Origin of the sequence: Nocardioides turkmenicus (assembly GCF_011045035.1) — a bacterium.
Taxonomy (GTDB): Bacteria; Actinomycetota; Actinomycetes; order Propionibacteriales; family Nocardioidaceae; genus Nocardioides; species Nocardioides turkmenicus.
Genome location: NZ_JAALAA010000007.1, coordinates 153,525 through 176,233, shown reverse-complemented (window position 1 = coordinate 176,233; position 22,709 = coordinate 153,525). Strand labels below are relative to the sequence as shown.

At 70.5% G+C, this 22,709-nt stretch carries 19 protein-coding genes and 1 tRNA gene; 8 read left to right on the top strand and 12 right to left on the bottom strand.

What is annotated here, in order from left to right; all coding sequences use genetic code 11:
* Window positions 1-13: 13 nt before the first annotated feature.
* Both G5C66_RS10360 and G5C66_RS10355 read right to left on the bottom strand, forming a co-directional pair.
* Complete coding sequence (locus tag G5C66_RS10360; protein ID WP_165110869.1) at window positions 14-766, bottom strand: FkbM family methyltransferase; 753 nt, start codon at window positions 764-766, stop codon at window positions 14-16.
* 116 nt (window positions 767-882) lie between these two features.
* Window positions 883-1,641: a DsbA family protein gene (locus G5C66_RS10355; RefSeq protein ID WP_165110868.1), complete on the bottom strand. Its 759-nt coding sequence runs from the start codon at window positions 1,639-1,641 to the stop codon at window positions 883-885.
* A 106-nt stretch (window positions 1,642-1,747) separates the two neighbouring features.
* Between G5C66_RS10355 and orn the strand changes: the two genes are divergently transcribed.
* From orn to G5C66_RS10340, 3 genes are all read left to right on the top strand, one after another.
* Window positions 1,748-2,416, top strand: coding sequence for an oligoribonuclease (gene orn / locus G5C66_RS10350; protein ID WP_206443952.1), 669 nt, complete (start codon window positions 1,748-1,750; stop codon window positions 2,414-2,416).
* A gap of 48 nt (window positions 2,417-2,464) precedes the next feature.
* Window positions 2,465-2,540: transfer RNA gene (locus G5C66_RS10345), tRNA-His, on the top strand.
* 89 nt (window positions 2,541-2,629) lie between these two features.
* Window positions 2,630-3,532, top strand: a complete 903-nt coding sequence (locus G5C66_RS10340) for a bifunctional helix-turn-helix transcriptional regulator/GNAT family N-acetyltransferase (protein WP_165110867.1) — start codon at window positions 2,630-2,632, stop codon at window positions 3,530-3,532.
* Here the strand turns inward: G5C66_RS10340 and G5C66_RS10335 are convergent.
* The gene (locus tag G5C66_RS10335) at window positions 3,529-4,365 is read right to left on the bottom strand and encodes a PfkB family carbohydrate kinase (RefSeq protein WP_165110866.1); all 837 of its coding nucleotides are present in this window, start codon (window positions 4,363-4,365) and stop codon (window positions 3,529-3,531) included. The two genes, G5C66_RS10340 and G5C66_RS10335, sit on opposite strands and share 4 nt — an antisense overlap.
* A 5-nt stretch (window positions 4,366-4,370) precedes the next feature.
* A complete protein-coding gene (locus tag G5C66_RS10330) occupies window positions 4,371-6,731 on the bottom strand; it encodes a phosphoribosyltransferase domain-containing protein (RefSeq protein WP_338144134.1) in 2,361 nt (786 codons plus the stop codon).
* A gap of 145 nt (window positions 6,732-6,876) precedes the next feature.
* On the opposite strand from G5C66_RS10330, the gene G5C66_RS10325 reads away from it, so the two are divergent.
* Window positions 6,877-8,367 carry a cellulase family glycosylhydrolase gene (locus tag G5C66_RS10325; RefSeq protein ID WP_165110864.1) on the top strand — a complete coding sequence of 497 codons (1,491 nt, stop codon included), beginning with the start codon at window positions 6,877-6,879 and terminating at the stop codon, window positions 8,365-8,367.
* A gap of 56 nt (window positions 8,368-8,423) precedes the next feature.
* Complete coding sequence (locus G5C66_RS10320; protein WP_165110863.1) at window positions 8,424-8,999, top strand: TerD family protein; 576 nt, start codon at window positions 8,424-8,426, stop codon at window positions 8,997-8,999.
* An 18-nt stretch (window positions 9,000-9,017) separates the two neighbouring features.
* Here G5C66_RS10320 and G5C66_RS10315 read toward each other — a convergent pair whose 3' ends face one another.
* Window positions 9,018-9,803, bottom strand: coding sequence for a HoxN/HupN/NixA family nickel/cobalt transporter (locus G5C66_RS10315; protein ID WP_206443925.1), 786 nt, complete (start codon window positions 9,801-9,803; stop codon window positions 9,018-9,020).
* Between the two features lie 199 nt (window positions 9,804-10,002).
* Between G5C66_RS10315 and G5C66_RS10310 the strand changes: the two genes are divergently transcribed.
* On the top strand, window positions 10,003-14,262 hold the full coding sequence (locus G5C66_RS10310) for a LamG-like jellyroll fold domain-containing protein (RefSeq protein WP_165110861.1): 4,260 nt from the start codon (window positions 10,003-10,005) through the stop codon (window positions 14,260-14,262).
* Window positions 14,262-14,915: a hypothetical protein gene (locus tag G5C66_RS10305; RefSeq protein ID WP_165110860.1), complete on the top strand. Its 654-nt coding sequence runs from the start codon at window positions 14,262-14,264 to the stop codon at window positions 14,913-14,915. Before G5C66_RS10310 ends, G5C66_RS10305 begins: the two co-directional genes overlap by 1 nt.
* On the opposite strand, the gene G5C66_RS10300 is transcribed toward G5C66_RS10305, so the two are convergent.
* Together G5C66_RS10300 and mca are read right to left on the bottom strand one after the other, a co-directional pair.
* The gene (locus G5C66_RS10300; RefSeq protein WP_165110859.1) at window positions 14,905-15,192 is read right to left on the bottom strand and encodes a hypothetical protein; all 288 of its coding nucleotides are present in this window, start codon (window positions 15,190-15,192) and stop codon (window positions 14,905-14,907) included. The two genes, G5C66_RS10305 and G5C66_RS10300, sit on opposite strands and share 11 nt — an antisense overlap.
* Window positions 15,193-15,225: 33 nt before the next feature.
* Entirely contained in the window at window positions 15,226-16,212 is a 987-nt protein-coding gene (mca, locus tag G5C66_RS10295) for a mycothiol conjugate amidase Mca (RefSeq protein ID WP_165110858.1), read from the bottom strand.
* Between the two features lie 126 nt (window positions 16,213-16,338).
* On the opposite strand from mca, the gene G5C66_RS10290 reads away from it, so the two are divergent.
* Window positions 16,339-16,731, top strand: coding sequence for a DUF4307 domain-containing protein (locus G5C66_RS10290; RefSeq protein ID WP_165110857.1), 393 nt, complete (start codon window positions 16,339-16,341; stop codon window positions 16,729-16,731).
* A gap of 20 nt (window positions 16,732-16,751) precedes the next feature.
* On the opposite strand, the gene greA is transcribed toward G5C66_RS10290, so the two are convergent.
* The 5 genes from greA to G5C66_RS10265 all read right to left on the bottom strand — a co-directional run bounded on the left by greA (window position 16,752) and on the right by G5C66_RS10265 (window position 22,679).
* Window positions 16,752-17,261, bottom strand: coding sequence for a transcription elongation factor GreA (gene greA / locus G5C66_RS10285; protein WP_165110856.1), 510 nt, complete (start codon window positions 17,259-17,261; stop codon window positions 16,752-16,754).
* A 216-nt stretch (window positions 17,262-17,477) separates the two neighbouring features.
* Window positions 17,478-18,689: a threonine ammonia-lyase gene (gene ilvA / locus G5C66_RS10280; RefSeq protein ID WP_165110938.1), complete on the bottom strand. Its 1,212-nt coding sequence runs from the start codon at window positions 18,687-18,689 to the stop codon at window positions 17,478-17,480.
* Window position 18,690: 1 nt separating this feature from the next.
* Window positions 18,691-20,145: an AI-2E family transporter gene (locus tag G5C66_RS10275; RefSeq protein ID WP_338144133.1), complete on the bottom strand. Its 1,455-nt coding sequence runs from the start codon at window positions 20,143-20,145 to the stop codon at window positions 18,691-18,693.
* Window positions 20,146-20,155: 10 nt separating this feature from the next.
* A complete protein-coding gene (locus G5C66_RS10270; RefSeq protein WP_165110855.1) occupies window positions 20,156-21,523 on the bottom strand; it encodes a glutamate mutase L in 1,368 nt (455 codons plus the stop codon).
* Window positions 21,510-22,679 carry a cystathionine gamma-synthase gene (locus tag G5C66_RS10265; RefSeq protein WP_165110854.1) on the bottom strand — a complete coding sequence of 390 codons (1,170 nt, stop codon included), beginning with the start codon at window positions 22,677-22,679 and terminating at the stop codon, window positions 21,510-21,512. Before G5C66_RS10265 ends, G5C66_RS10270 begins: the two co-directional genes overlap by 14 nt.
* Window positions 22,680-22,709: the final 30 nt, after the last annotated feature.

Here is a 22,709-nt window from a genome sequence, read left to right as displayed (position 1 = left end):
ACGCTATCGCTGATCAGCGGAGGAGAGCAGGACTCAGCACGAGGCAATCCTGGCGGTGCAGGGTGGGGTCGTCGAGCATCTCCTCGACGGCGATGCGCTCGCCGGGCACCCGTCGCAGCGCGCCCGAGTCCTTCTCCTTGACGAACACGTCGCGGGTCCGGGCCAGCTCGGCCAGGTAGCCACGGTCCATGTGCTCGATCTCGAGCATCAGCGCCCAGTGCTCCGTGCTCTCCAGCGACCTGGCCGCACCGTCGACCACCTCGCGCTCGAAGCCCTCGACGTCCACCTTCACGCAGAACGACCGCCCGGAGCCGCCGAGCACCTCATCGAGCGTGGTGACCTCGACGTCACGGAGCTGCCAGCGGGCCGAGCCGTCGTGGCGCTCGTCGTAGAGCGACGACGTCCCCGACCAGGTCCGGTCGACCGCGAACCGCGCGGTGCCGGGCCGGTCGGAGACTGCCTGCGAGCGCAGGTCGATCGACACCCCACGGGCGGCGAGGGTCTTGCGCAGGACCTTGTGCAGCGACGTGTTCGGCTCGAACCCGATCAGCTCCGCATCGGCCGGGATGTCCACCCCGACGAGCATCTCGCCGTAGTTCACGCCGATGTCGATCACGGTCTGCCAGGCATGCAGCCCCAGCGCCACCTGCCACAGCTCCAGCGAGCCACGGATGATCCGGCCCTTGTTGGCGATCAGGCCGAGAGCCCGCGGATCGGTCGGCTTCACATAGATCCGATGGCCCTGTTCGGTCGTCGCGTACGCCATCTCGAGCACCTTCGCGTAGGGGTCTTTCGGCCAGCCGCCATTGGCTGTCGCCGAACCGTAAGGTGCCTACCGAAACGGCAGCCGAACCCTGGGCAACGCGGATCCGGCCGGAAGCATCAGGAGATCTGCTCGACCAGGTTCGCGGCGATCTCCTCCATGGTGTTGCCCTCCAGGAACTGCTCGCCGTCGAGCAGGATGGTAGGAGTCCCTTGGACACCGTCCGCGGTAGCGGCCGCAGTGGCGGCATCGGCCCAGGCCTTGCCGTCGAGGTTCTCGATGCCCTCCTTGACCGCGGACTCCTCGGCGCCCGCCTCGACGGCGAGGTCGACGAGGTCGCCAGCCTCGGGGAACGGTCCGGACTCGCTGGGCTGGTTCTCGAAGAGCAGGTCGTGGAACTTCTTGGCGACCTCGTCGCCGGCCTCCTCCTGGACGACCGCGAAGGCCGAGGTGGCGAGCTCGGAGTAGGGACCGATCTGGTCGAGGAGCACGAACGGGCGGTAGTCGACCTGCACCTTGCCCTCGGCGGCGAGCTCGGCGAGGTCCTCACGGGACGCGTTCTCGAACTCGGCGCAGTAGGGGCACAGGAAGTCCTCGTAGATGACGACCTTGTGGGGCGCGTCGTCGGGACCGATGACCAGACCGTGCTCGCTGCTGCCGGCCTCGACCGCGGTGACCTTGTCGCCCTCGGACCGGTTCAGGCTGAACCAGACCAGGCCGCCGATGATCACCGCGATGGCGGCGACGACGGCGACGACCGTGAGGATCGACTTGCGGGCCTGCTTCTTGCGCAGAGCCTCCAGCTCCGCGGCGGCCTTGGCAGCACGCGCCTCACGCTTCTCCTTGCGCGAGGGGCTGCTGGTTGAATCCGTGCTCATGGGGCCCAACATAGGCCGGTCTCCTGAGCGCAGGCTGAAACCACGCCATGGGAACCGTTATCACATCGTCTCCTATCCCTCCGCGAAGCCGTTGACCAGCGGCGTTATGGTGCTCTGCGTGGCTTCACTGAACGAACGTCTGGTCTGGATCGACTGCGAGATGACCGGGCTGTCCCTCGAGAACGACGCGCTCATCGAGGTGGCGGCCCTCGTCACCGACTTCGATCTCAACGTGCTCGGCGACGGGGTCGACATCATCATCAAACCCCCGGCCGAGGCGCTGGAGCAGATGGACGATTTCGTACGCGACATGCACACCAAGTCCGGCCTGCTGGTCGAGCTCGTGAACGGTGTGACGATGCGCGAGGCGGAGGAGCAGGTCCTGGCGTACGTCTGGGAGCACTGCGGCAAGGACTCCCGGCCGCCGCTGGGCGGCAACACGGTGGCCACCGACCGCAACTTCCTGGCTCGCGACATGCCCGAGCTGGAGGGGTTCCTGCACTACCGCAACGTCGACGTCTCCTCGATCAAGGAGCTCTCCCGCCGCTGGTTCCCGCGGGCCTACTTCTCGGCACCCCCGAAGCGCGGCAACCACCGCGCGCTCGCCGACATCCAGGAGTCGATCGAGGAGCTTCGCTACTACCGCGAGGCCGTCTTCGTGCCGATGCCCGGCCCCGACTCCGACACCGCCAAGGAGATCGCCGCCCGCCACGGCGCCTCGATCACCGGCCTGATCGATCCGGCCGAGGTCGCCGATTCCACAGATCCGGCCTGATTCCCCTATGCTTTCTGCTGGCTCGGACATGCGCTGTCAGAGCCGATGGTGGGCGTAGCTCAGCTGGTAGAGCATCGCGTTGTGGTCGCGAGGGTCGCGGGTTCAAGCCCCGTCGCTCACCCCATGGGAACGGCCCGTCCGAGAGGACGGGCCGTTTGTCATTTCCACGAAATTCTCTTGGGCTCCCGGAAATACCTGACTAAAGTCAGATACATGACAGTGGACACCTCGGTGATGCGCAAGTTCAACATGAGCTACGTCCGCCGCGTGGGAGCACTCGAAGAGTCCTTCCTCGGCAGCGGTCTCCCCTACGGCACGGCGCGGATCCTCTACGAGATCGGCCTCGGCGCCGAGACGGTCCAGGACCTGCGCACCCGCCTCGGCGGCCTGGACTCCGGCTACGTCAGCCGGATGCTGCGGAGCCTGGAGAGCAAGGGCTTCGTCGCGACGGAGCGAGACCCGGCCGATGGCCGGCGCCGGCTCGTGGTGCTCACCGAGGACGGCCTCAAGCAGTGGGACGACCTCGAGCGGCGCTCGGAGGAGCGCGCGCATCTGCTGCTCGACCCGCTGACGCAGCGGCAGCGCGACCGTCTCAACGAGGCGCTGGCGACCGCCGACCTGCTGGTGCGGGCGGCCACGATCACGATCGAGCCGGTCGACCCGCGCGACCCGATGGCGCAGGAGGCGATGGGCCACTACTTCGCCGAGATCGGCGAGCGGTTCGGCTTCACCGTCGGCGACGAGGGCTTCGGCGACGATCCCTCCCTCCGGCCGCCCCACGGCACCTTCTTCGTCGCCGCCAGCGACGGCGCCCCGGTCGCCTCCGGCGGAGTGCGCGAGTTCCCTTCGACAAGCTCAGGACATCGCGACGAACGCACCGCCGAGATCAAGCGGATGTGGGTCGACCCCGCTTGGCGCGGTGCCGGTCTCGGCTCACGCCTGCTGCGCCACCTCGAGGCCGAGGCGCTGCGCCTGGGCCACCAGGTCGTACGCCTCGACACCCGCGACGTCCTCACCGAGGCGATCGGGATGTACGAACGGGCCGGCTACGAGCGCATCGACCGCTACAACGACAACCCGCACGCCACCCACTTCTTCCGCAAGCAACTGCGCTAGGCGTACGTCTCCAGCCGGTCGAGCGGCGGCTGGGCGCTGGGGTGGGCGACCGCGGCGGCGCCGACCGCGCAGGCCGTACGCAGCGCCTGCTCGTCCGACGCACCCGAGAGGATCGCGAGGGTGAGTGCCGCGGAGAAGGCGTCGCCCGCGCCGACGGTGCTGACCACCTCGGGCGCGGGCGCGGCGGGCACCCGCGCGGACTCCGCGCCGCCGACGATCATGGCCGCCCCGGAGGCACCGTAGGTGACCGCGACCCGCCGGGCCGCGCGCAGCTCGGGCATCGCGGCGTACTCGGGCTCGTTGACGATGAACAGGTCGACCCGCTCGACGAGGTCCGCGGGGAGCGGCCGCGCCGGGGCCGCGTTGACCACGACGAACCCGGCGGCCCGTGCGGCCACTCCCCGGACGACGTCCAGGGACAGCTCGAGCTGCATCAGCACGGCCTCGTCCGGCGCGACGGTGACCCCGCCGGCATCGACCAGGGCGTTGGCACCCCCGCACACCACGATCTGGTTCTCCCCAGCCGAGTCGACGGCGATCAGCGCGGTGCCGGTCGGCGCGTCGACCGTGCGTACGCCCTCGACGTCGACCCCGGCGGCGCGGATGGTCTCGAACGCCCAGGTGCCGTCCGCGTCCTCGCCGACGGCGCCGACCATCCGCACCCGCGCTCCCAGCCTGCTCGCCGCGACCGCCTGGTTGGCACCCTTGCCGCCGACATCGCGGCGCAACCGTCCGCCGGCGACCGTCTCGCCGGCGGCGGGCAGCCGCTCGACGACAGCGGTCAGGTCGACGTTGATGCTGCCGACGACGACCAGGTCCTGGGACGTGCGCACCGGCATCAGGCGCGCAGCAGGCCGATGCAGGAGTAGGGCATGTCGGAGACCCGCTCCAGCGGCACCCCACGTTCCTGCGCGAGCCGCCTGACCAGCCCCAGGTCGGCATCGCGTGCCGGGTTGACCAGGATCGTAGCGGGCTCGCCGTGCAGCAGCAGGCGCAGGGTGTCACCGACACCGGCCACCACGAGGCCGACGTCGCCGTTCCCGAACCGCTCGGCAGCATCCTCGACCGCGTCCCAGCCCGCCCAGGTGGGCGTGTGATCGCCACCGAGATGAGCCTCGAGGTCGAGCATCACCTTGGTGCGTACGATCGGGAACCGGGCCGCGACGGTGTCGACGAACTTCTTGGACAGGTCGGAGGCGGCCAGGTCGGCGCGGGACACCGCACCGTGGAAGTCGTTGGGGCCGACCCGGTCGTCGTCGATGACGGGGCGGGAGACCAGACCCGAGACCGTCGGACCGAGGCAGGCCGACGGGATCAGGTAGTCCTCCCGGGTGCCGTGGATCGCCACGCTCCGGCCCGGGTCGGCGAGCGCCGCCAGCTCCGGGGAGAACGGCGAGGACAGGTGGGCGTCCAGGGTGGAGTTGGCCTTCTCGACGGCCGCTGCCAGCTCGCGGGTGACCGCGCCGGTGCCGGTCCAGCCGTCCACGAACATCACCCGAGCCGGGTCGTGGTGAGCCGCCAGGTAGGCGAGCGCGGTCTGGTCGATGCCGCGCCCGTGGATCAGCGAGATCGCGTAGTGGGGCAGGTCGAGCCCGTGCACCCGCTGCGCCCAGCGCCGCATCAGCACCCCGATCGGGGTGCCGGCCGGCGCCAGCGAGACCAGCACCGCCTCCTGCCCGCGTCGCGCCAGCACGTGCTCGGTGACCAGACCGACGGCGTACGCCACCCGCTGGGCCGACGCGCTCAGCGCCTCGTCGAAGAGCTCGGGATGCTCCTGCTCGCTCTCCCCGGCAGATGTCTCCGTTTCCTCCGAGGAGAGGTCGGTGAGCAGCCAGGCGACGTCGTCCCGCTCGTAGGAGCCGAACGCCGGCCCGTGGAGCGGGGACGGCAGCTGGCGCGCCGGCTGGTCGTGACGCGGCTCGGGCGTGAACGCCGGGATGGTCACGACCACGACCCGTGGAGCCATCCGGGAGAGCTGGTCGACCAGGCCCCCCTCCTCGTGCAGGGCGGGGGTGTCGGCGGGCTCGTCGACCACGAGCACGATCGCCTCGAACGACCCCTCACGCAGGTTGTAGGCGTAGCGCGGGCCGTCACCGTCGGCGGGATCGTCGTGGGCGGGGAAGGTGAGTGCGGTGCGGATCGCGTAGCCCGGGTCGTCGACGTCGAGCACCGGTGACCGGGTGGTCGTCGAGAAGGTGATCTCGTGGCGCCGGCCCTCGGCCGCGCGCCGGTCGGCCAGCGCGGAGGCGATCCGCAGAGGTGCGTACATCAGCTCCTCGGTGCCCAGGACGTGCACCGGGCCGTCGGGGATGCGACCCGCGATGGCGGCGGCAGTCACCGTGACGGCAGACTCATAGGAGCCGGCGGCGCTCGACGCGAAGCCGTGGCGGCCACCTTCGGGGACCGCCCGCGGCCAGGTCGCGACGACCTGGACGACCTCGCCGCGCGGGCGCCGGGCCGGGTCGACGCCGGCCACCTGACGGAGGTTCTCGACGGTGTCGATGAGCCGGTTGCCGTTGTCGGCCAGGTCCTCGGGCAGCTCGATCTCACCGCTCGCGAGAGAGACGACGTCCAAGGTGGCGCGCAACCGCTTGACCGAGCGTTCCATCCGGCCACGGTCGGCCTCCGAGCGGAGGTCGACGAGGGTGGCCACGACGTAGTGCTTGTGCGGGAACTTCTTGTGCAGCGCGCGGATCGTGCTGACGATGGTCTTGCCGGTGATGACCTCGTCGTCGACCAGCACCAGGGTCTCGCCGCGGGCGAGGAACGCCGGGTCGGCGGGGAGCAGCCGGTGGGCGGCCGCGTGCGAGTGCTCCTCGAAGAAGTCGGCGACGGACTCCAGGCCGTCGACGACCCGCCGGGTCGAGTGGAGGTAGGGCGCTCCGAGCCCGTCGGCGACGAGGTGGCCGAGCGCGGTCGCGGTCTCGGCGTAGCCGAGCACCACCGCGTCACCCGTGACCGCGGCACGTGCCTTGGCAGCAAGGCGCAGCCCGGCGTCGGTCACCAGGCGGGGGTCGGTCGGCACATGCTTGCCGAGGACAGAGGAGACGAGGAGCTGTGCCCGGCGCGGGTTGCGTCGCACCGCCAGGCCGACCAGATCGGTGATCATCATCCCGCTCGGTGCGTCGGTGGTCCGCAGACGCACGCCCAGACGTTCGGCCACCCAGGTGCCTGACCAGCCGCTCGCTTCGTCTCTCACAGGTGACATTCTCCCCCAATGTTCCGCACCTGACTCAACCGCACGGGGGGCTTCGTGTCCACCGTTGGTCTCGTACCGGCCACCCAGAGGTCCAGAATGAGAACGTGTTCTTGCTGGTGGCGGCGCGAAGCACTAGGTTCCGGCCATGTCACCTCGCTCGGGAAGCTTCGGAATCGTTGCCGCCGCGGCGGCTGTGCTCGCGTTCGGGACGTCGCTGCTGAGCCCGGTCGGACCGGCCGCCGCCGACCCCGCCGACCCCGCCGAACCCGCAAAGGAGACGCCTCGGCTGTCCCGCGAGGGCCGCTGGCTGGTCGACCAGCACGGCCGGATCGTGCTCGTGCACGGGCAGAACCTGGTCTGGAAGCACGACCCGTACGTCCCGCCCGACTCCCCCGAGGGATTCACCGCCGCCGACGCGGAATGGCTGGCCGAGCACGGGTTCAACGGCGCCCGGATCGGCACCCTGTGGGCGGGCGTGACCCCGGACGCCCCCGGGAAGGTCGACGAGGGCTACCTGGACGACTGGCAGCGGGTGATCGACCTCCTGGCCGACCAGGGCATCTGGATGCAGTACGACTTCCATCAGGACATGTGGCACGAGACGTACGGCGGTGAGGGTGTGCCCGACTGGGCGGCGAAACGGCCGTGGCCCTACAACCTGCACCCGCCGGTCAAGATCTCCTTCCCGGCGACCTACCTCACCCCTGAGCTGGCCACGGTCTACGACGACTTCTGGGCCAACAAGGACGGCGTCCAGGACGGCTGGGCCGCGGCCTGGGGCGCGGTCGCGGAGCGCTGGGGCGACCAGCCCTACTCGATGGGCTACGACCTCATCAACGAGCCGTGGGCGGGCCAGGAGTGGCTCTCCTGCCCGATCACCGGCTGCAAGAGCTCCTACCGCGACGAGTTCCAGCCTGCGTACGAGAGGGCGACGGCGGCGATCCGCGAGTCCGATCCCGACGGGATCGTCTGGTACGAGTCACAGCTGCTGGCCAACCAGGTCCCCAACTCCAGCTTCGGGCCGGCGAACGACGACCAGGTCGGCTACTCCTGGCACAGCTACTGCCCGTTCGGCTACCTCGACTCCCAGGGCATCCCGATCGGGGTCAGCGGGTGCAAGGACTACGACGAGACCCACAACACCAAGGCGCTCGAGCAGGCCGAGACGATGGGCGCGACCAACCTGATGTCGGAGTTCGGCGCGACCGACAACACCGAGCTGCTGGCCATCGACACCGCCTCGGCCGACGACCACTTCACCTCGTGGATGCACTGGGCCTACAAGCACTGGGACGACCCGACCACCGCCGACGGGCGCCAGGGCATGTTCGCCGACGACGCGGACCTGTCGACGGTGAAGCAGGAGAAGCTGCGTACGCTCGTCCGGACCTATCCGCAGGCCACGGCCGGCACGCCGGTCGACCTCTCCTTCGACCCCGAGACCGGCGCCTTCAGCTACACCTACGAGCCGGACGCGAGCATCGACGAGCCGACCGAGATCTACGTCAGCCCGCTCCACTATCCCTCCGGGGCGGACGTCGCCGTCGAGGGTGGCCGGGTCGTCGGCGAGCGCGAGCACCACCGGATCCTGGTCGAGGCGGACGGAACCGATCCGGTGACGGTCACGATTGACTAGGCTGACCGTGTCCCGCCCGCTCCGGCCCGCGTCGGCCCAGCCATCGGAGGATCAGTTTGTCCGTCTCGCTCGCTCGGGGACAGTCGGTCGCGCTCACCACAGGTGACGGCAGCAGCATGACCCACGTGCGGATCGCGCTCGGCTGGGACGCGGTCCGGAAGGGCCTCTTCGGCGGGTTCCGCGGCGCCGACGTCGACATGGACGCCTCCGCGATCCTCTATGACACGACCGGCGCCCACGTCGACCAGGCCTGGTTCCGGCAGCTGAAGTCGCGCAACGGCGCCGTCGTCCACACCGGCGACAACCGCACCGGTGCCGGCGAGGGCGACGACGAGTCGATCATCGTCCACCTCGACCGGGTGCCTACCGAGGTCGCCCAGATCGTGTTCACGATCAACTCCTTCACCGGGCAGAGCTTCGCCCAGATCCAGAACGCCTTCTGCCGGCTCGTCGACGAGAACACCCGCACCGAGGTCGCCCGGTTCGACGTGAGCCAGACCGGTCCGCACACCGCGGAGATCATGGCGAAGGTCAGCCGCCACGACGGCGGCTGGACGATGACCGCGCTGGGCGAGATCGGCAACGGGCGTACGTTCCAGGACCTGCTGCCCTCGATCGCCCCGACGCTCTGACCTGGGCCCGGGGCCGGCTCAGCCGAGCGAGCCGACCCCGACGGCGGTGAGCCCGGCGCCGAGGACCGTCACGCCGAGCGCCGCCAGGATCGGAGGGACCTTCGCCGCGACCTGCAGGTACGCCTGGGACTCGGCGACCCGGATGACGAGGTTGTTCCCGGCCAGGGCCAGCAGGCCGACGCCGAACAGGATCGTCGCCATGCCCAGGCCGAAGGTGATCACCAGGAGCAGCGCGAACGCCGCTCGGCCGGCGAACAGGCCGGTCACCAGGACGAGGAAGGCGCCGGGCGACGGCGTCAGGCCGCCGGAGACGCCGAGCAGGACGATGCCGGGGCGGCGTACGCCGTCGTGGTGACCGTGGCCGTGCTCCCCGGAGTGCACGTGGGAGTGCCCGTGGCCCGCACCCGTGCGGGCCGCCCGCCAGTGCCGGCGCAGCAGCCAGAGCCCGGTGGCGACGACCAGCACCCCGGCGACGATCTGCAGGCCCGCGGTGAGGTTCTCCAGACGTACGAGGTCGGAGAGCGAGAAGAACGCCCAGGCGACCGCGATGACCAGCACCGAGAAGGTGTGCATCACCGCGACCGAGCCACCGAGCCAGGCAGCGTCGCGCACGCGGCCATCGGCCCCGATCAGGTACGCAGCCGCGAGGGTCTTGCCGTGGCCCGGCGCGATCGCGTGGGCGGCGCCGGCGGCGAAGGCGAGCACGAACGCGGCCGCGGCGATGCCGGGCTCGTCGAGGTAGCCCTGCACCCGCTCGACCAGGGCCGCCGCCCCGACCCAGTCGCCGCTGAAGAAATCGTCCATGTCAGGCGCAAACGATGGCACAGGGATCCGCCGGCGGATACGGCTGCGGCAATCGTTTACCAAGCCGACAGACGGGCGTCGACAGCGGCGCTCGGCCGCGTTCATCCGATCTCAGGATGCTCTCAGACTGGCCGGGCACTCCGGCTGTTCGGCACCTCGGGCGATGCCGCACCCCCACCTGCCAGACGCAGCTTGCCGCATGACCCGAAGGAGCATCGTGTTCGCCGTACCGAGTGCCCGCTTCGCCAGACCGAGACGCCGGCTTCTCGCCGCCGTCGCGGGTCTGGCCCTCGCCGGGGGCGTCGTCGCCGCCCTTCCGGGCGATGCCGTCACCCCTGCCAGTGCCGCCACCTACACCGCGGTGGGCGCACCGCTGACCGGGCCGCCGCCGGCCGCCCCGGCGACCGTGGACGCCCCGGCGGCCGACGTGCTCGACATCGACTTCGAGGGTGGCGCGCCGCACGAGCGCGCCCGGTCCCTCGAGCCGCGCACCTGGGGTGCACCGACGTACGGCACCGACGACACGCTGGCCGAGACGCCGACCGACATCATGACCGTCGACGGCACCGACGACGCGGTCTCGGTCGAGCACGACCCCTGGGCCGATCTCCAGCAGGGCTTCACCATCGAGTGCGTCTTCCGGGTCGAGGCACCGCTGCCGACCAGCAACGAGAAGGACCTGTGCTCCAACAAGGAGGCGGGCGGCTACTCGGTCTACGTGACCGGCTCCAACCTCGGCACGATGGCCCACATCGGCGGCGGCTACAAGTCGGTGCTGACCCCGATCACGGCCAACCGCTGGTATCACGTGCTCTCGGTCTGGGACGGCCAGACGCTGAGCCTGTACGTCAACGGCACCAAGGCCGGCTCGACCGCTGCCACCGGCACGCTGCAGGCCCCGGCGGCCACCTCGCGCCGCTTCGTCGTCGGCGCCGACTCGGCGCCGACCGGCATCGGCCAGCCCGCTCCGCCCTCGTCCTTCGCCGGCGCCGCGCTCTTCGCCCGTGCGGTGACCGACGCCGAGGCCGCGGCACTGGCGGGTGCCTACGACACCGCTCCCCCGGTGCCGGCCGCCGACGTCCTCGACGTCGACTTCGACGACGGCACCCCCGCCGACGACACCGGGCGGGCCGTGACCACGGTCGGTGAGCCGGTGATCTCCGACGACACCGCGCTCGACGCCAAGGTCGCCTCGTTCGACGGCTCCAACGACGCGTACGCCTATGCGATGGGCTCCTCGGCGTGGGATCTGATCGACGAGCAGGTCTCCATCGAGTGCACCTTCAAGGACAACGGCACCTTCCCGAACGGCACCGAGCACTCGATCTGCTCGGAGAAGGAGGGCGGCGGCTACTCGATCGTCGTCTACAGCGGCAAGCTGACCTTCGCCGTCCATGCCGGTGGCGCCTACCGCAACGCCCAGGTGCAGATCGAGTCCGGTCGCTGGTACCACGCCGTCGGCACCTGGGACGGCTCGACCGCCCGCCTGTACGTCGACGGCCAGCTCGCCGCCTCGATCGCGGCACCTGCTCCGCTGACCCGTCCCGGCGGCAACGCCCTCAACTCCTTCTACGTCGGCGCGGACTCGGTCAACCAGTTCTGGTCGCCGGTCACCGTCCGCAGCGCCCGGATCTTCACCGACGTGCTCACCGCCGACGAGGCGTACGCCCTCAACGTGGCCGCGCTCGGTGACGTCCGCGACGCCGGCGTGGTCGTCAACGGCACCACCCCGGCGGCCGGCGCGCACATCACCACGCCGACCGAGTTCGCCGTGGACATCACCAACCAGGGCAACGCCTCGGGCTGGACCTACACGCTCGACGGCGAGCCGATCCGGCCGGGCCAGGAGATCGGCGCGGGGCTGGCCGCCGGCGAGCACACCATCGAGATCACCGCGAAGGACGTCTTCGGGCGACCGGTCGCGCACACCTCGACCTTCACCTCCGACGCCATCCCGAGCGGCGGCGGCACCGACACCGGCCAGGGCGAGGGCACGGTGACGCTGTCCGCGATCGCCAACAGCCCCGACGGCTCCGACGTCACCACCACCTTCAAGGCGGCCTCGGCCTCGGTGGCCGACGGCGGCTTCCAGGGCGTCGTGCCGGTGCTCCCGAGCGCGCTCGAGTTCGACTACTCCTCGCCGGAGACGATCGCCGGGCGTCAGGCGCCCGACGGGAAGACGGTCGACAGCGCCTCGAGCCGGCTGATCCCGTTCCAGCGCTACGACGTCACCGTCCCCGCCTCCGACTCGCGTCGCCACGTGGTGTGGACCGGTACGGCCGACCCGGCCCGATCGGTCTCGCTGCGGGTGTGGAACACCGTCGAGAACCGCTGGGACGAGCTCGCCTCCGCCCGTGGCATCGCCGACGGTGACACCACGCTGCAGGGCCGGGCGCTGGCGGCCCACGTCGACAACGGCACCGTGCACGTCCTGGTGACCGGCATCGACCCGTTCGCCGACGACCTCTCGCCGCGCGACGAGTCGGCCTCCGCCGACAAGGACCGCTTCGAGAAGCCCGAGGACTACGACTTCTCCTTCGCCCACTTCACCGACACCCAGTACATCGCCGAGGGTGCGGCCGGCGGGACGTACGAGAACTTCAACGGGATCGAGGAGCCCTCGGACGTACAGCTCGTCGAGGAGCAGGCGGTGTGGCAGCGCGCCTACCGCGCCGAGACCGAGTGGATCCGCGACAACGCCGACCTGCGCAAGATCGCGTTCACCTCGCACACCGGTGACGTGACCGAGAACGACACCAAGGACCCGCTGGCGACCGGCGCCGACGGCAAGCTGCTCTACCCGGGGCTCGACGAGCAGGTCACCCGCGAGTTCGAGTTCACCTCGCAGGCGCAGGGCATCCTCGACGAGGCCGGCGTCGTCAACCAGGTGGTCGCGGGCAACCACGACAACCAGGGCGGCCGCGAGACCGGCGCGCAGTCGCGGTTCAGCCGCTACTTCAGCCCGTCGCGCTACTACCAGGCCTCGCAGGGATGGCCCGAGGGCGCGTCCTACCACGCCTGGGACGAGGTGACCGACGAGGCCGGCAACGTGGTCACGCCGGGCACGGACAACCAGAACAACTACGTGCTGTTCTCGGCCGGCGGGCTCGACTTCGTCGCGGTCGGCCTCTCCTACGGCGTCACCCCCGAGGAGGCGGCCTGGGCCAGCGACGTCTTCGCCCGCTTCCCCGACCGCAACGGGATCCTGAGCACCCACGCCTACCTGGCGCCCTCGTCGGCACCTGACGGCCGCGGGGCCAACTTCTCCACCGACGGGTCGCGGCTCTTCGACCAGGTCGTCGAGGCCAACCCCAACGTGTTCCTGGTCCTCGCCGGCCACGAGCACGGCGTCGGCACCAACCTCAAGCGCGGCATCGGCGCCACCGTGTCGCACGACGTGGTCGAGCTGCTCGCGGACTACCAGTTCTACAAGGTGACCGCCGGTGAGCTCTTCCCCGACTCCGTCGACGCGTCGGGCAACATCGACCTCAACAAGGACGGGACGGTCGACCACAAGTCGACCGACCTGCTGCAGTTCGGCGCCTCCTACCTCCGCCTGCTGCAGTTCGACACCGAGCGCTCGGAGATGTCGATCGACACCTACTCCCCGCACCTGGACGACTTCGGGGCGACGGAGTACGACGACCGCCACCGCTACAACGGCGCCGAGGACAACCTGACGCTCCCGGTGGACCTCTCCACCCGGCGTACGTCCTTCACGACCGACGCGCTGACGGTGGTCACCCCGACCGACACCGTGATCGGCGAGGACACCGCGCGGTCCGGCTGGCCGGCGACCGTGGAGTGGAGCGGGCTGACCGAGGGCGAGGTGTACGCCTGGACCTCGACCTCTCGCACCAGCGGCGCCCAGACGCTCGGCTCGATCGACCAGTTCGGCGGCGTCTTCCTGGCCACCGCGGCCGGCACCGACACCACACCGCCGGTGCTGACCGTCCCGGCCTCGACGACCATCGAGGTGGGCGCGGTGTTCGACCCGCTCGAGGGCGTCAGCGCGACCGACAACACCGACGGCGACCTCACCTCGGCGATCCAGGTCTCCGGGAGCGTCGACACGACCAAGGCGGGTGCCTACCCGCTGACCTACACGGTCACCGACGCCAACGGCAACCAGGCCGTCGCCTCGCGCGCGGTCGTCGTGGAGGAGGTCGAGGCGCCCGAGCTGACCCCGGTCACGCTCACCGCGAAGGACGTCACGGTCCGGTTCGGACGGGATCTGACGCTGCGTACCTCGATCGCGCCGCGCAGCGCCACCGGCACGGTGCAGTTCCTCATCGGCGAGGACGTGCTGTGCGAGGCGCCGGCGCGTCGCGGGGCGGCCGAGTGTGACGTGGACGTGCTCCCGCCGCCGGGACGTCACCGGGTGCAGGTGGTCTACCCGGGTGACTCGACACACGAGCCTGCGACGACCAGCTTCACGCTGACGGTCAAGCAGCGCTAGTGGCTCGTCTTCCCCGGGTGCTCGCGGTGGTCGCCGGCTTCGTGCTGGCGGCCACCGCGGCCGTACCCGCCTCCGCTCATCCGTTCGGAGCCCCGCAGACCGCGACGATCGCCGGGACCACGGGCGCTCCCGAGGTGACCTGGCGGTTCGGAGCGACCGACGACATCGCCTACCTCGCCGTGCAGGTCGGGGCGCTGCCGCCGGACCGGATGACGCTCGACGGCGTCGTCCTCTACGAGCCCGGCGACGAGAAGGCGCTGGCACGCTCGGAGGCCTACGCCGACTACGTGCTCGACCACGTCCGGGCCGAAGGCTGTGAGGGGTCGGTGTCGGTGGGCGACGACCTCATCGCCGACGGCACCACGGTCACCTTCGACTGCCCGTCACCGGCAGCGGCCACGACGATCGAGATCGACATGCTGACCGATCTGCACCCGGCGTACCAGACCCTGGCCTCGGGCCCGAACGGGCAGAAGGCGGCGTACGCAGGCGAGACCCGGTCGCACGACTGGGCTCTCGACCGGTCGCAGGCCGCCGCGACTGGCCTGTCCGCCCTGCTCCAGCTGGGCGGGACGCTCGGCGGGATCGCGTTGATCGGAGCCGGCGGGTGGTGGCTGGTGCGACGCCGCCGCTCCGCGGAAGCTAGCGCTTGAGCTTCTTGATCTCGTCCTTGGCGGCCTGCTTGGCGATGGCCTCGGCCTGGGCCTCCTCGCCGAAGACACCCTCGACCTTGGCCTTCTCGACCTTCTTGAACTGACGCAGCATGCTCCACGCGATCACCGCGACGGCGACGCAGAGCGCGATGAAGATGCCGAAGGCGGTCCAGCCCGCGACGACGTCCTCGTCCTTCGGCGGGTCGGGCTCAGGAGCAGGCTGGGAGGTGTGGAACGACTGCGTCGTCGCAAGAGTCGTCATCGGAAGGCCGGACATGGGGACATTGTCTCACCTTCACCTGAGAACGCCTCAGGCGGTGATGACCTTGCCGAAGCTGATCTCACGCCCGACCGCGGCCTTGCCCTCGTCGTCGGCGGTGGCCACGTCGAGACCGGCGAACAGGTCGGTCTCCTCGCGCTTCTCCGCCTCGGGCACGGGCACGTAGGAGGTCACCAGCTCGTAGTCCTCGGTCGGCCACGCCTCCTTCTCGATCTCCCGCGGCACGGCGAACCAGGGGCCGTCGGGGTCGATCTGGGTGGCGTGCGCGAGCAGCGCCTGGTCGCGTACGCCGAAGAAGTCGGCGCACTCGACCCTCGTGGTGACGCGCTCGTCCCAGCCCGGGTCGGGCTTCCACTCCTCGAGCCGCTCCTCGTAGGGCGAGCTGAGCCCGTGGCTCAACATCGCCTCGTGGAGCGCGACCATGCGCGGGTAGTTGAAGGTGTGGCTGTAGTAGAGCTTCAACGGCTGCCACGGCTCACCCGCGTCCGGGAACAGGTCGGGGTCGCCCGCCGCGCGGAACGCCTCCACCGAGACCCGGTGGCACATGATGTGGTCTGGGTGCGGATAGCCGCCGTTCTCGTCGTACGTGGTGACCACGTGCGGCCGGAAGGAGCGGATGATCTCGACGAGCCGGCGCGTGCTCACCTCGAGCGGCGTGCGGCCGAAGCAGCCCTCGGGCAGCAGCGACCAGTCCTTGGCCTCCATCTCCTTGACCAGCATGAACTCCTCGACCCAGCCGGAGTCGACGAAGCCGAGCCAGTCCTGCTTGATGCCCAGGATGTCGCGGGCGCGATGCATCTCCTCGCGGCGGATCTCGTGGATGTTCTCCAGGATCCCCGGGCGCTCCATCTTCGGGTTGAGGATGTCGCCGCGCTCTCCACCCGTACACGTCGCGACATGGACGTCGACGCCCTCGGCGACATACTTCGCGGTGATCCCGGCGCCCTTGCTCGACTCGTCGTCGGGGTGCGCGTGCACGTGCATCAGGCGGAACGCCTGCTGGAGCTGCTCTGGCATGGGTTCAATCCTAACCACGCCGTGTCTCACGGTTCGGTTACCCGCTCCCACTCCGCGGACAACTTGCGTGGTAGGCGGTGAGGACGGATGTGCGGTCTCCTTCGCCGAGGTGGGACCATGTTTTCCGTGAGCACGCCGTCAGCCGAAGAAACCCGCATCGCGACCCGCTACGGCCGTGGCCCGCGCCGACGTCCCGGCGTACTCATGATCGCCCTGATCGTCGCCGTGGTCGCCATCGTCGGCTGGTTCGGCTGGGCGCTGTGGCACGCCATGAACCCCGAGGTCTCCTCCGGGCTGGAGAAGTGGCACGCGGTCAGCGAGAACGAGGTCGAGGTGACCTTCGTCGTACGCCTCCACGACAAGGACGCGAAGCCGGTCTGCACCGTCGAGGCCGAGGACGACCAGGAGGAGAAGGTCGGCCACCTCGAGTTCACCGCCGGCGAAGGACGCCAGACGATCACCGTCCCGACCGAGCGCCGTGCGCTGCGGGTTGAGTGGGGTGACTGCACGGTCGAGTGACCGCGCAGCCACCCGTTGGCTCAGCCGGTGAAGACCTCGGTCTTCATGATCTCGACCTTGAGCGGCCCGCGCGGACCCTCGTAGGTCACCGTGTCACCGACGCGCGCGCCGATGAGGGCGGCGCCGATGGGCGAGGCGGCCGAGGAGATCTCGAGACCGCCGGCGTACTCCTTCATCTCGATGGAGGCGATGAGGCGGGTCTCGGCCTCGTCGTCGTCATCGCCCTCGAACTTGAACGTGACCAGCTTGCCGACCGAGACGACGTCGTCGTCCTCGGGGACCGTGGTGTCCGCCTTGCGCAGCAGCGCCTCGAGCTGCTGGATCTGACCCTCGAGCTTGCCCTGCTCCTCACGAGCGGCGTGGTAGCCGCCGTTCTCCTTGAGGTCACCTTCGTCGCGGGCAGAGGCGATCTCGGCGAGGATCTCCTGGCGCCGGGGGCCCTTCAGGTATTCCAACTCCGCGGTGAGCTTGTCGAATGCACCCTTGCTGAGCCAGATCGTGGCAGCCGTGGTCTCGGTCGACTGAGTCATAGCGAGTTACTCCTGATGGGTAGTGAATAGGTAAGGGGCGCCGGTCAACCCCCATCAACCGGCGCCTTTTCTCCCTGCTGTGCGGGCGTAGCTCACCCAGCGAAACGTTCTGGCGGGAGATAGTCAGAACGTTCAGTTTAACAAGGCAACCACACCCGGAGACAGTTCGCGACCGAAACGTTGCGCAATCTGCCTTCGGGACCGTTCCCCGGAACGTCAGGGGCTGATGGCCGGATAGCCCTCGCTGCGCAGCTGTTCGAGGACGCGTTCGGCATGGGTCTGACCGCGGGTCTCGAGCTGGAGCTGCACGACCACCTCGGCGAGTCTCAGGCCGGGGTTGGTGCGCGAGTGCACGACCTCCATGACGTTGGCACCGGTGTCGCCGATCACCGACAGCAGGGTGGCCAGCGCCCCCGGCTGGTCGGGGATGGTCACCGCGACCGGGAGATAGCGCCCGGCCAGCGTCATGCCGTGCTGGATCACCTTGCCGAGCAGGAGCGGGTCGATGTTGCCCCCGGAGAGCACCACCACGACCGGGCCCTCGAAGGCCTCGGGCGCATCCATCAGGGCGGCCACGCCGACGGCGCCGGCAGGCTCGACGACCAGCTTGGCCCGCTCGGCGAGCGCCAGCAGCGCGCTCGAGATCGACTCCTCGGAGACGGTGCGGATCTCGTCGACGTAGGACTGGATCATCGGGAAGTTGGTCTCCCCCGGCAGCCCGACCGCGATGCCGTCGGCCATCGTCGGCATCTTGTCGAGCCGGATCGGGCGGCCCTCTCGCAGCGAGACCGGGTAGGCGGCGGCGGTCTCGGCCTGCACGCCGATCACCTTCACGTCGGGGTGCTTCGCCTTGATCGCGAGCGCCGCCCCGGCGAGGAGGCCACCACCGCCGAGCGGGATGACGACCGTCTTCACGTCCGGCGCCTGCTCGAGGATCTCGAGGCCGATCGTGCCCTGGCCGGCGACGACGTCGGGGTGGTCGAAGGGGTGGATCATCACGGCACCGGTGCGCTCGGCGAAGGCCATCGCGGCGTCGAGGCACTGGTCGACGTACTGGCCCTCGAAGATCACGTCCGCGCCGTAGGCGCGGGTGGCCTTCTCCTTCGGGATCGGCGCGCCCTCGGGCATGAACACGGTCGACGGGATGCCGAGGGTGGTCGCGGCCAGCGCGACGCCCTGGGCGTGGTTGCCCGCGCTCGCGGCCACCACCCCGTTCTTGCGCTGCTCCTCGGGCAGCCGGGCGATGCGTACGAAGGCCCCGCGGGCCTTGAAGGAGCCCGTACGCTGCAGGTTCTCGCACTTGAGGACGACCGTGTCGCCGACGATGTCGGTGAGCCAGCGAGCGCCTTGGACGGGCGTCTCGGTGATGTGGTCGCGCAGCAGCTCGCGGGCCTCGAGGATGTCGTCGTACGTCGGCTGAGCATGCATCTCAGGCACCGCCTGCTCCAGGACTCGATGGGGGTGGGGAGGTCGGCCCGTTGGCCGGCACGGGTGGCGGCGGCGACGTCGGCGCCGTTGCCGCCTCGGTGGCCGGGACCGCGGTCAGGTGGTTGGCCACCGCGTTGAGCGCGGCCACCAGCGGCACCGCCACCAGCGCTCCGGCGACGCCGCCGAGCACGATGCCCGTGGCGACCGCGAGGATGACCCCGAGGGGGTGGACCCGGACCCAGCGGCCGAGCAGGAACGGCTGCAGGCCGTGTGCCTCGAGCTGCTGGACGAGGATCACGCCACCGAGCATCAGCAGGGCCGTCACCGGCCCCTGGGACACCAGCGCGACGAGCACGGCGACCGCGCCCGCGACGGTGGCGCCGATCAGCGGCACGAACGAGCTCAGGAAGACCAGCACGCCGATCGCCACCACGAACGGCACCTGCAGGGCCGCGGCGATGATCATGATGCCGACCGCGTCGACCGCGGCCACGATGACCGTGGCGCGGGTGAACTGGGTCAGCGAGACCCAGGCGACCCGGCCCGAGCTGTCCATCCGGCTGCGGGCTGCCCGCGGCGCGAGGCGGACCAGCCAGCCCCAGATCCGCTCGCCCTCGGCGCAGAAGAAGTAGGTCGAGAAGAGCACGATGAACAGGCCGGCGAAGACGTCCAGCGCGACCCCGCCGACCTCGCTGACCCGGGAGAACGGGTTGGAGGCGTACGCCGCCGCCCAGTCCTCCACGGTGGTCTGCACCGTGTTGAGCCAGGTGTCGATCTGGGTCTCGCTCGCGTGGAACGGCCCGTTGATGAGCCAGTTGCGAATCTCGTCGAGCGCCTTGACGGTCTGCCCGGCCAGGTCGGTGAAGCCGTTGGCGACCTGGGTGCCGGCGAAGCTCAGCATGGCGATCACGGCCGCGAGCACGCCGATCACCACGAAGAGGGCCGAGATGCTCCGCTTCAGACCGACCCGGGCCAGCCCGTTGACGACCGGCGAGACGAGCGCGGCGATCAACAGGGCGATGACCACCGGGACCACGACGATGCTGAGGAAGCCGAGCGCGCGGACGATCAGGTAGCCGGCCGCGACGATGACCAGGAACCGCCAGCCCCACTGGGCCGCCATCTCGACGCCGTAGGGGACGTTCGTCCGGCTGGCCGAGGTCGGTGCGGTCACCGGCTCGGGGGCGGCCAGTTGCTCCTGGCGCTCCTCGCGCAGGCGCTCGAACTGGTTGACGAGGCGCAGCGCGAAGTTCTCGGCCGACTCGCGGGCCTCCGCGGCGGCCTCCTTGGCCACCTCCGCGGACTCCCGGGCGTCGGCCTCCTCCTGTGCCTGACGCTGGGCCAGGCGATGGGCCTCACGCGCCTCGCGGTTGCGTCTGAACGCACCCGTCATCCGCTCGAAACTCGCCTTCGCGGTCGTCTTCTCGCCGCTGGGTGCATCCCCCTGATCCGTCACCTGACAGAGGCTACCGGGAGGGTGTGAGGTGGGTCGCGAGGTGGCGTGCCGCGGCCGGGTGCGACCGCGCGAGCAGGCCCACCGCGGCGAGCACGTAGTCGCTGTCGACCGTACGCAGCGGCGCCTCGGGCAGCTGCCACCCGCCGCGCGCCGACCAGCGCATGACGCGGTCCTCGATGTTCTTCCGCCCGTGCCGGAGTACGCCGCCGGAGCCGACCACGACGCCGACCCGGCGCAGATCGGTGCCGGTGCGCTCGATGACCTTGCCGCTGGGGGACAGCACGACCCGGGACCGTCCCGCGTGCCGTTGCAGGGCCGTGCAGACAGCGATCCTGGCGAGAAGCTCGTCGATGTCCTTGTCCTGCTCGGTGCGCGGCAGCCAGCCGGGATGGTTGCGCCGGTAGTCGACCTCGCCGCTGAGGTCGGACTCGGCCAGGGACGGGTCGCCGTGGTCGGCGGCGTCGAGCGTCGTCGGCGCCGACCAGCGCATCCCGAGGTCGCCCTCGACGGTTCGGGTCACCGGCGTGACCGCGACGACCTCCTCACGGACGTGCTCGGCCTCGGGGTCGGGACGTACGACGCTGTGCACGTCGGTCGTGGCACCACCGACGTCGACGACGACCACGTCCTCGCCGAGCACCTCGGCCAGCGTCTCGACACCCTGGAGGACGACGTCGGGGGTCGCGCCCTGCACGATCCGCCGGAAGTCGTCGCGGCTGCTGAGGTGCTTGCCGCCGATCACGTGCTCGAGGAACATCTCCCGGACCGCCGCCCGGGCGCTCTCGGGCGCCAGCACACCGATCTTCGGGACGACGTTTTCGCAGGTCACATGGGGAACATCGGCGAGGATCCGGTCGATCTCCGGGTTGGCGTCGCGGTTGCCGGCGACGACGACCGGGCCACGCCAGCCGGCCTCCGCCAGCTGGCGAGCGGCGGAGACGATGGCGTCCCGGTTACCGCCGTCGGTGCCACCGGTGAGCAGCACCAGATCCGGGCTAGCGGAGCCGAGATCGGCCGCCAGGTCGCTCTCGGCGTCGCGATCCGCGGTCGCGATCACCGCGACGACCTTGCCGCCGCTGGACAGCGCCACGCGTCGCCCGGCCTCTGCGGTCACCAGCTCCTCGTTGCCGACGACGGCGATCCGGAGACCGCCGCCCGCCGACGAGCAGGCCAGGATCTCGGCCGTCGCCGCCCGCGGGTCCTTCCCGGTGAGGGCCGCCAGGCAGGTGTCGTACGCCTCCATCACCTCGTGCAGCGACGTCGGCGCGCTCGCGGAGCCGAGGACCTCGCCCGAGGCGAGGTCGACGTGGAGAGCCTTGGTCCAGGTGGAGCCGAAGTCGACGCAGACGGCGGTCTGTGGCGCTTCAGCTCTGGTCAAGGGCCTGCTCGAGATCGGCGACGAGGTCCTCGGCGTACTCGATCCCGACGGAGAGCCGCACCAGGTCGGCCGGCACCTCCAGGTCGGTGCCCGCGACGGACGCGTGGGTCATCTTGCCCGGGTGCTCGATCAGGCTCTCGACACCGCCGAGCGACTCGCCGAGGGTGAAGATCTTGGTGCGCTCGCAGACCGCGAGCGCCTGCGCCTCGCCGCCGGTCACCCGGAAGGACACCATGCCGCCGAAGCGCTTCATCTGCTTCTGGGCGACCGTGTGGCCGGGGTGGGTCTCCAGGCCGGGGTAGATGACCTCGCCGACCTTCGGGTGGGAGGTCAGGAAGTCGGCGACGCGCTCGGCGTTGTCGCAGTGGCGGTCCATGCGTACGCCCAGGGTCTTGAGGCCGCGCAGGGTCAGCCAGGCGCCGAACGGGTCGGCGATCGCGCCGGCGGCGTTCTGGAGGTAGCCGATCTTCTCGGCGATCTCGAGGTCGCGGACGATCACCGCGCCGCCGACGACGTCGGAGTGACCACCGACGTACTTCGTCGTGGAGTGCACCACCACGTCGGCGCCGAGGGTGAGCGGCTGCTGCAGGTAGGGGCTGGCGAAGGTGTTGTCGACCACCAGCCGGGCGCCGGCCTCGTGGGCGACGGTGGCCAGCGCGGAGATGTCGGCGATGTTGAGCAGCGGGTTGGTGGGCGTCTCGACCCAGACCACCTTGGTCTTGCCCGGCTGGATCGCGGCCGCGACGGCGTCGACGTCGGCCACCTGGGCAGGCGTGTGCGCGATCCCCCACTGGCTCTCGACCTTGTCGATCAGGCGGTGGGTGCCGCCGTAGGCGTCGTCGGGGATGACCATGTGGTCGCCGGGCCGCATCAGGCTGCGGATCAGGGTGTCCTCGGCGGCCAGACCGGAGGCGAAGGCGAAGCCCTTCTCGCCCTCCTCGACCGCCGCCAGCGCACCCTCGAGCGCGGTGCGGGTCGGGTTGGCGGAGCGGCTGTACTCATAGCCGTTCCGCAGGCCGCCGACGCCGTCCTGCTTGTAGGTCGTGGTGGCGTAGATCGGCGGGATCACCGCACCCGTCGTCGGGTCGGGCTCGTAGCCCGCGTGGATCGCCTTGGTCTCGAAACCGGCCTTGCCGAGATGCTGCTGCTCGCTCACACGCCGAGCCTACGTCCGATCCCGCCCCGC

Bases quoted from the DNA above. Each gene is read 5' to 3' on its own strand.
- G5C66_RS10360 (WP_165110869.1), bottom strand. From the start codon at position 766: ATGGCGTACGCGACGACCGAACAGGGCCATCGGATCTATGTGAAGCCG.
- G5C66_RS10355 (WP_165110868.1), bottom strand. From the start codon at position 1,641: ATGAGCACGGATTCAACCAGCAGCCCCTCGCGCAAGGAGAAGCGTGAG.
- orn (WP_206443952.1), top strand. From the start codon at position 1,748: ATGGTGCTCTGCGTGGCTTCACTGAACGAACGTCTGGTCTGGATCGAC.
- G5C66_RS10340 (WP_165110867.1), top strand. From the start codon at position 2,630: ATGACAGTGGACACCTCGGTGATGCGCAAGTTCAACATGAGCTACGTC.
- G5C66_RS10325 (WP_165110864.1), top strand. From the start codon at position 6,877: ATGTCACCTCGCTCGGGAAGCTTCGGAATCGTTGCCGCCGCGGCGGCT.
- G5C66_RS10315 (WP_206443925.1), bottom strand. From the start codon at position 9,803: ATGGACGATTTCTTCAGCGGCGACTGGGTCGGGGCGGCGGCCCTGGTC.
- G5C66_RS10310 (WP_165110861.1), top strand. From the start codon at position 10,003: ATGACCCGAAGGAGCATCGTGTTCGCCGTACCGAGTGCCCGCTTCGCC.
- G5C66_RS10300 (WP_165110859.1), bottom strand. From the start codon at position 15,192: ATGTCCGGCCTTCCGATGACGACTCTTGCGACGACGCAGTCGTTCCAC.
- mca (WP_165110858.1), bottom strand. From the start codon at position 16,212: ATGCCAGAGCAGCTCCAGCAGGCGTTCCGCCTGATGCACGTGCACGCG.
- greA (WP_165110856.1), bottom strand. From the start codon at position 17,261: ATGACTCAGTCGACCGAGACCACGGCTGCCACGATCTGGCTCAGCAAG.
- ilvA (WP_165110938.1), bottom strand. From the start codon at position 18,689: ATGCATGCTCAGCCGACGTACGACGACATCCTCGAGGCCCGCGAGCTG.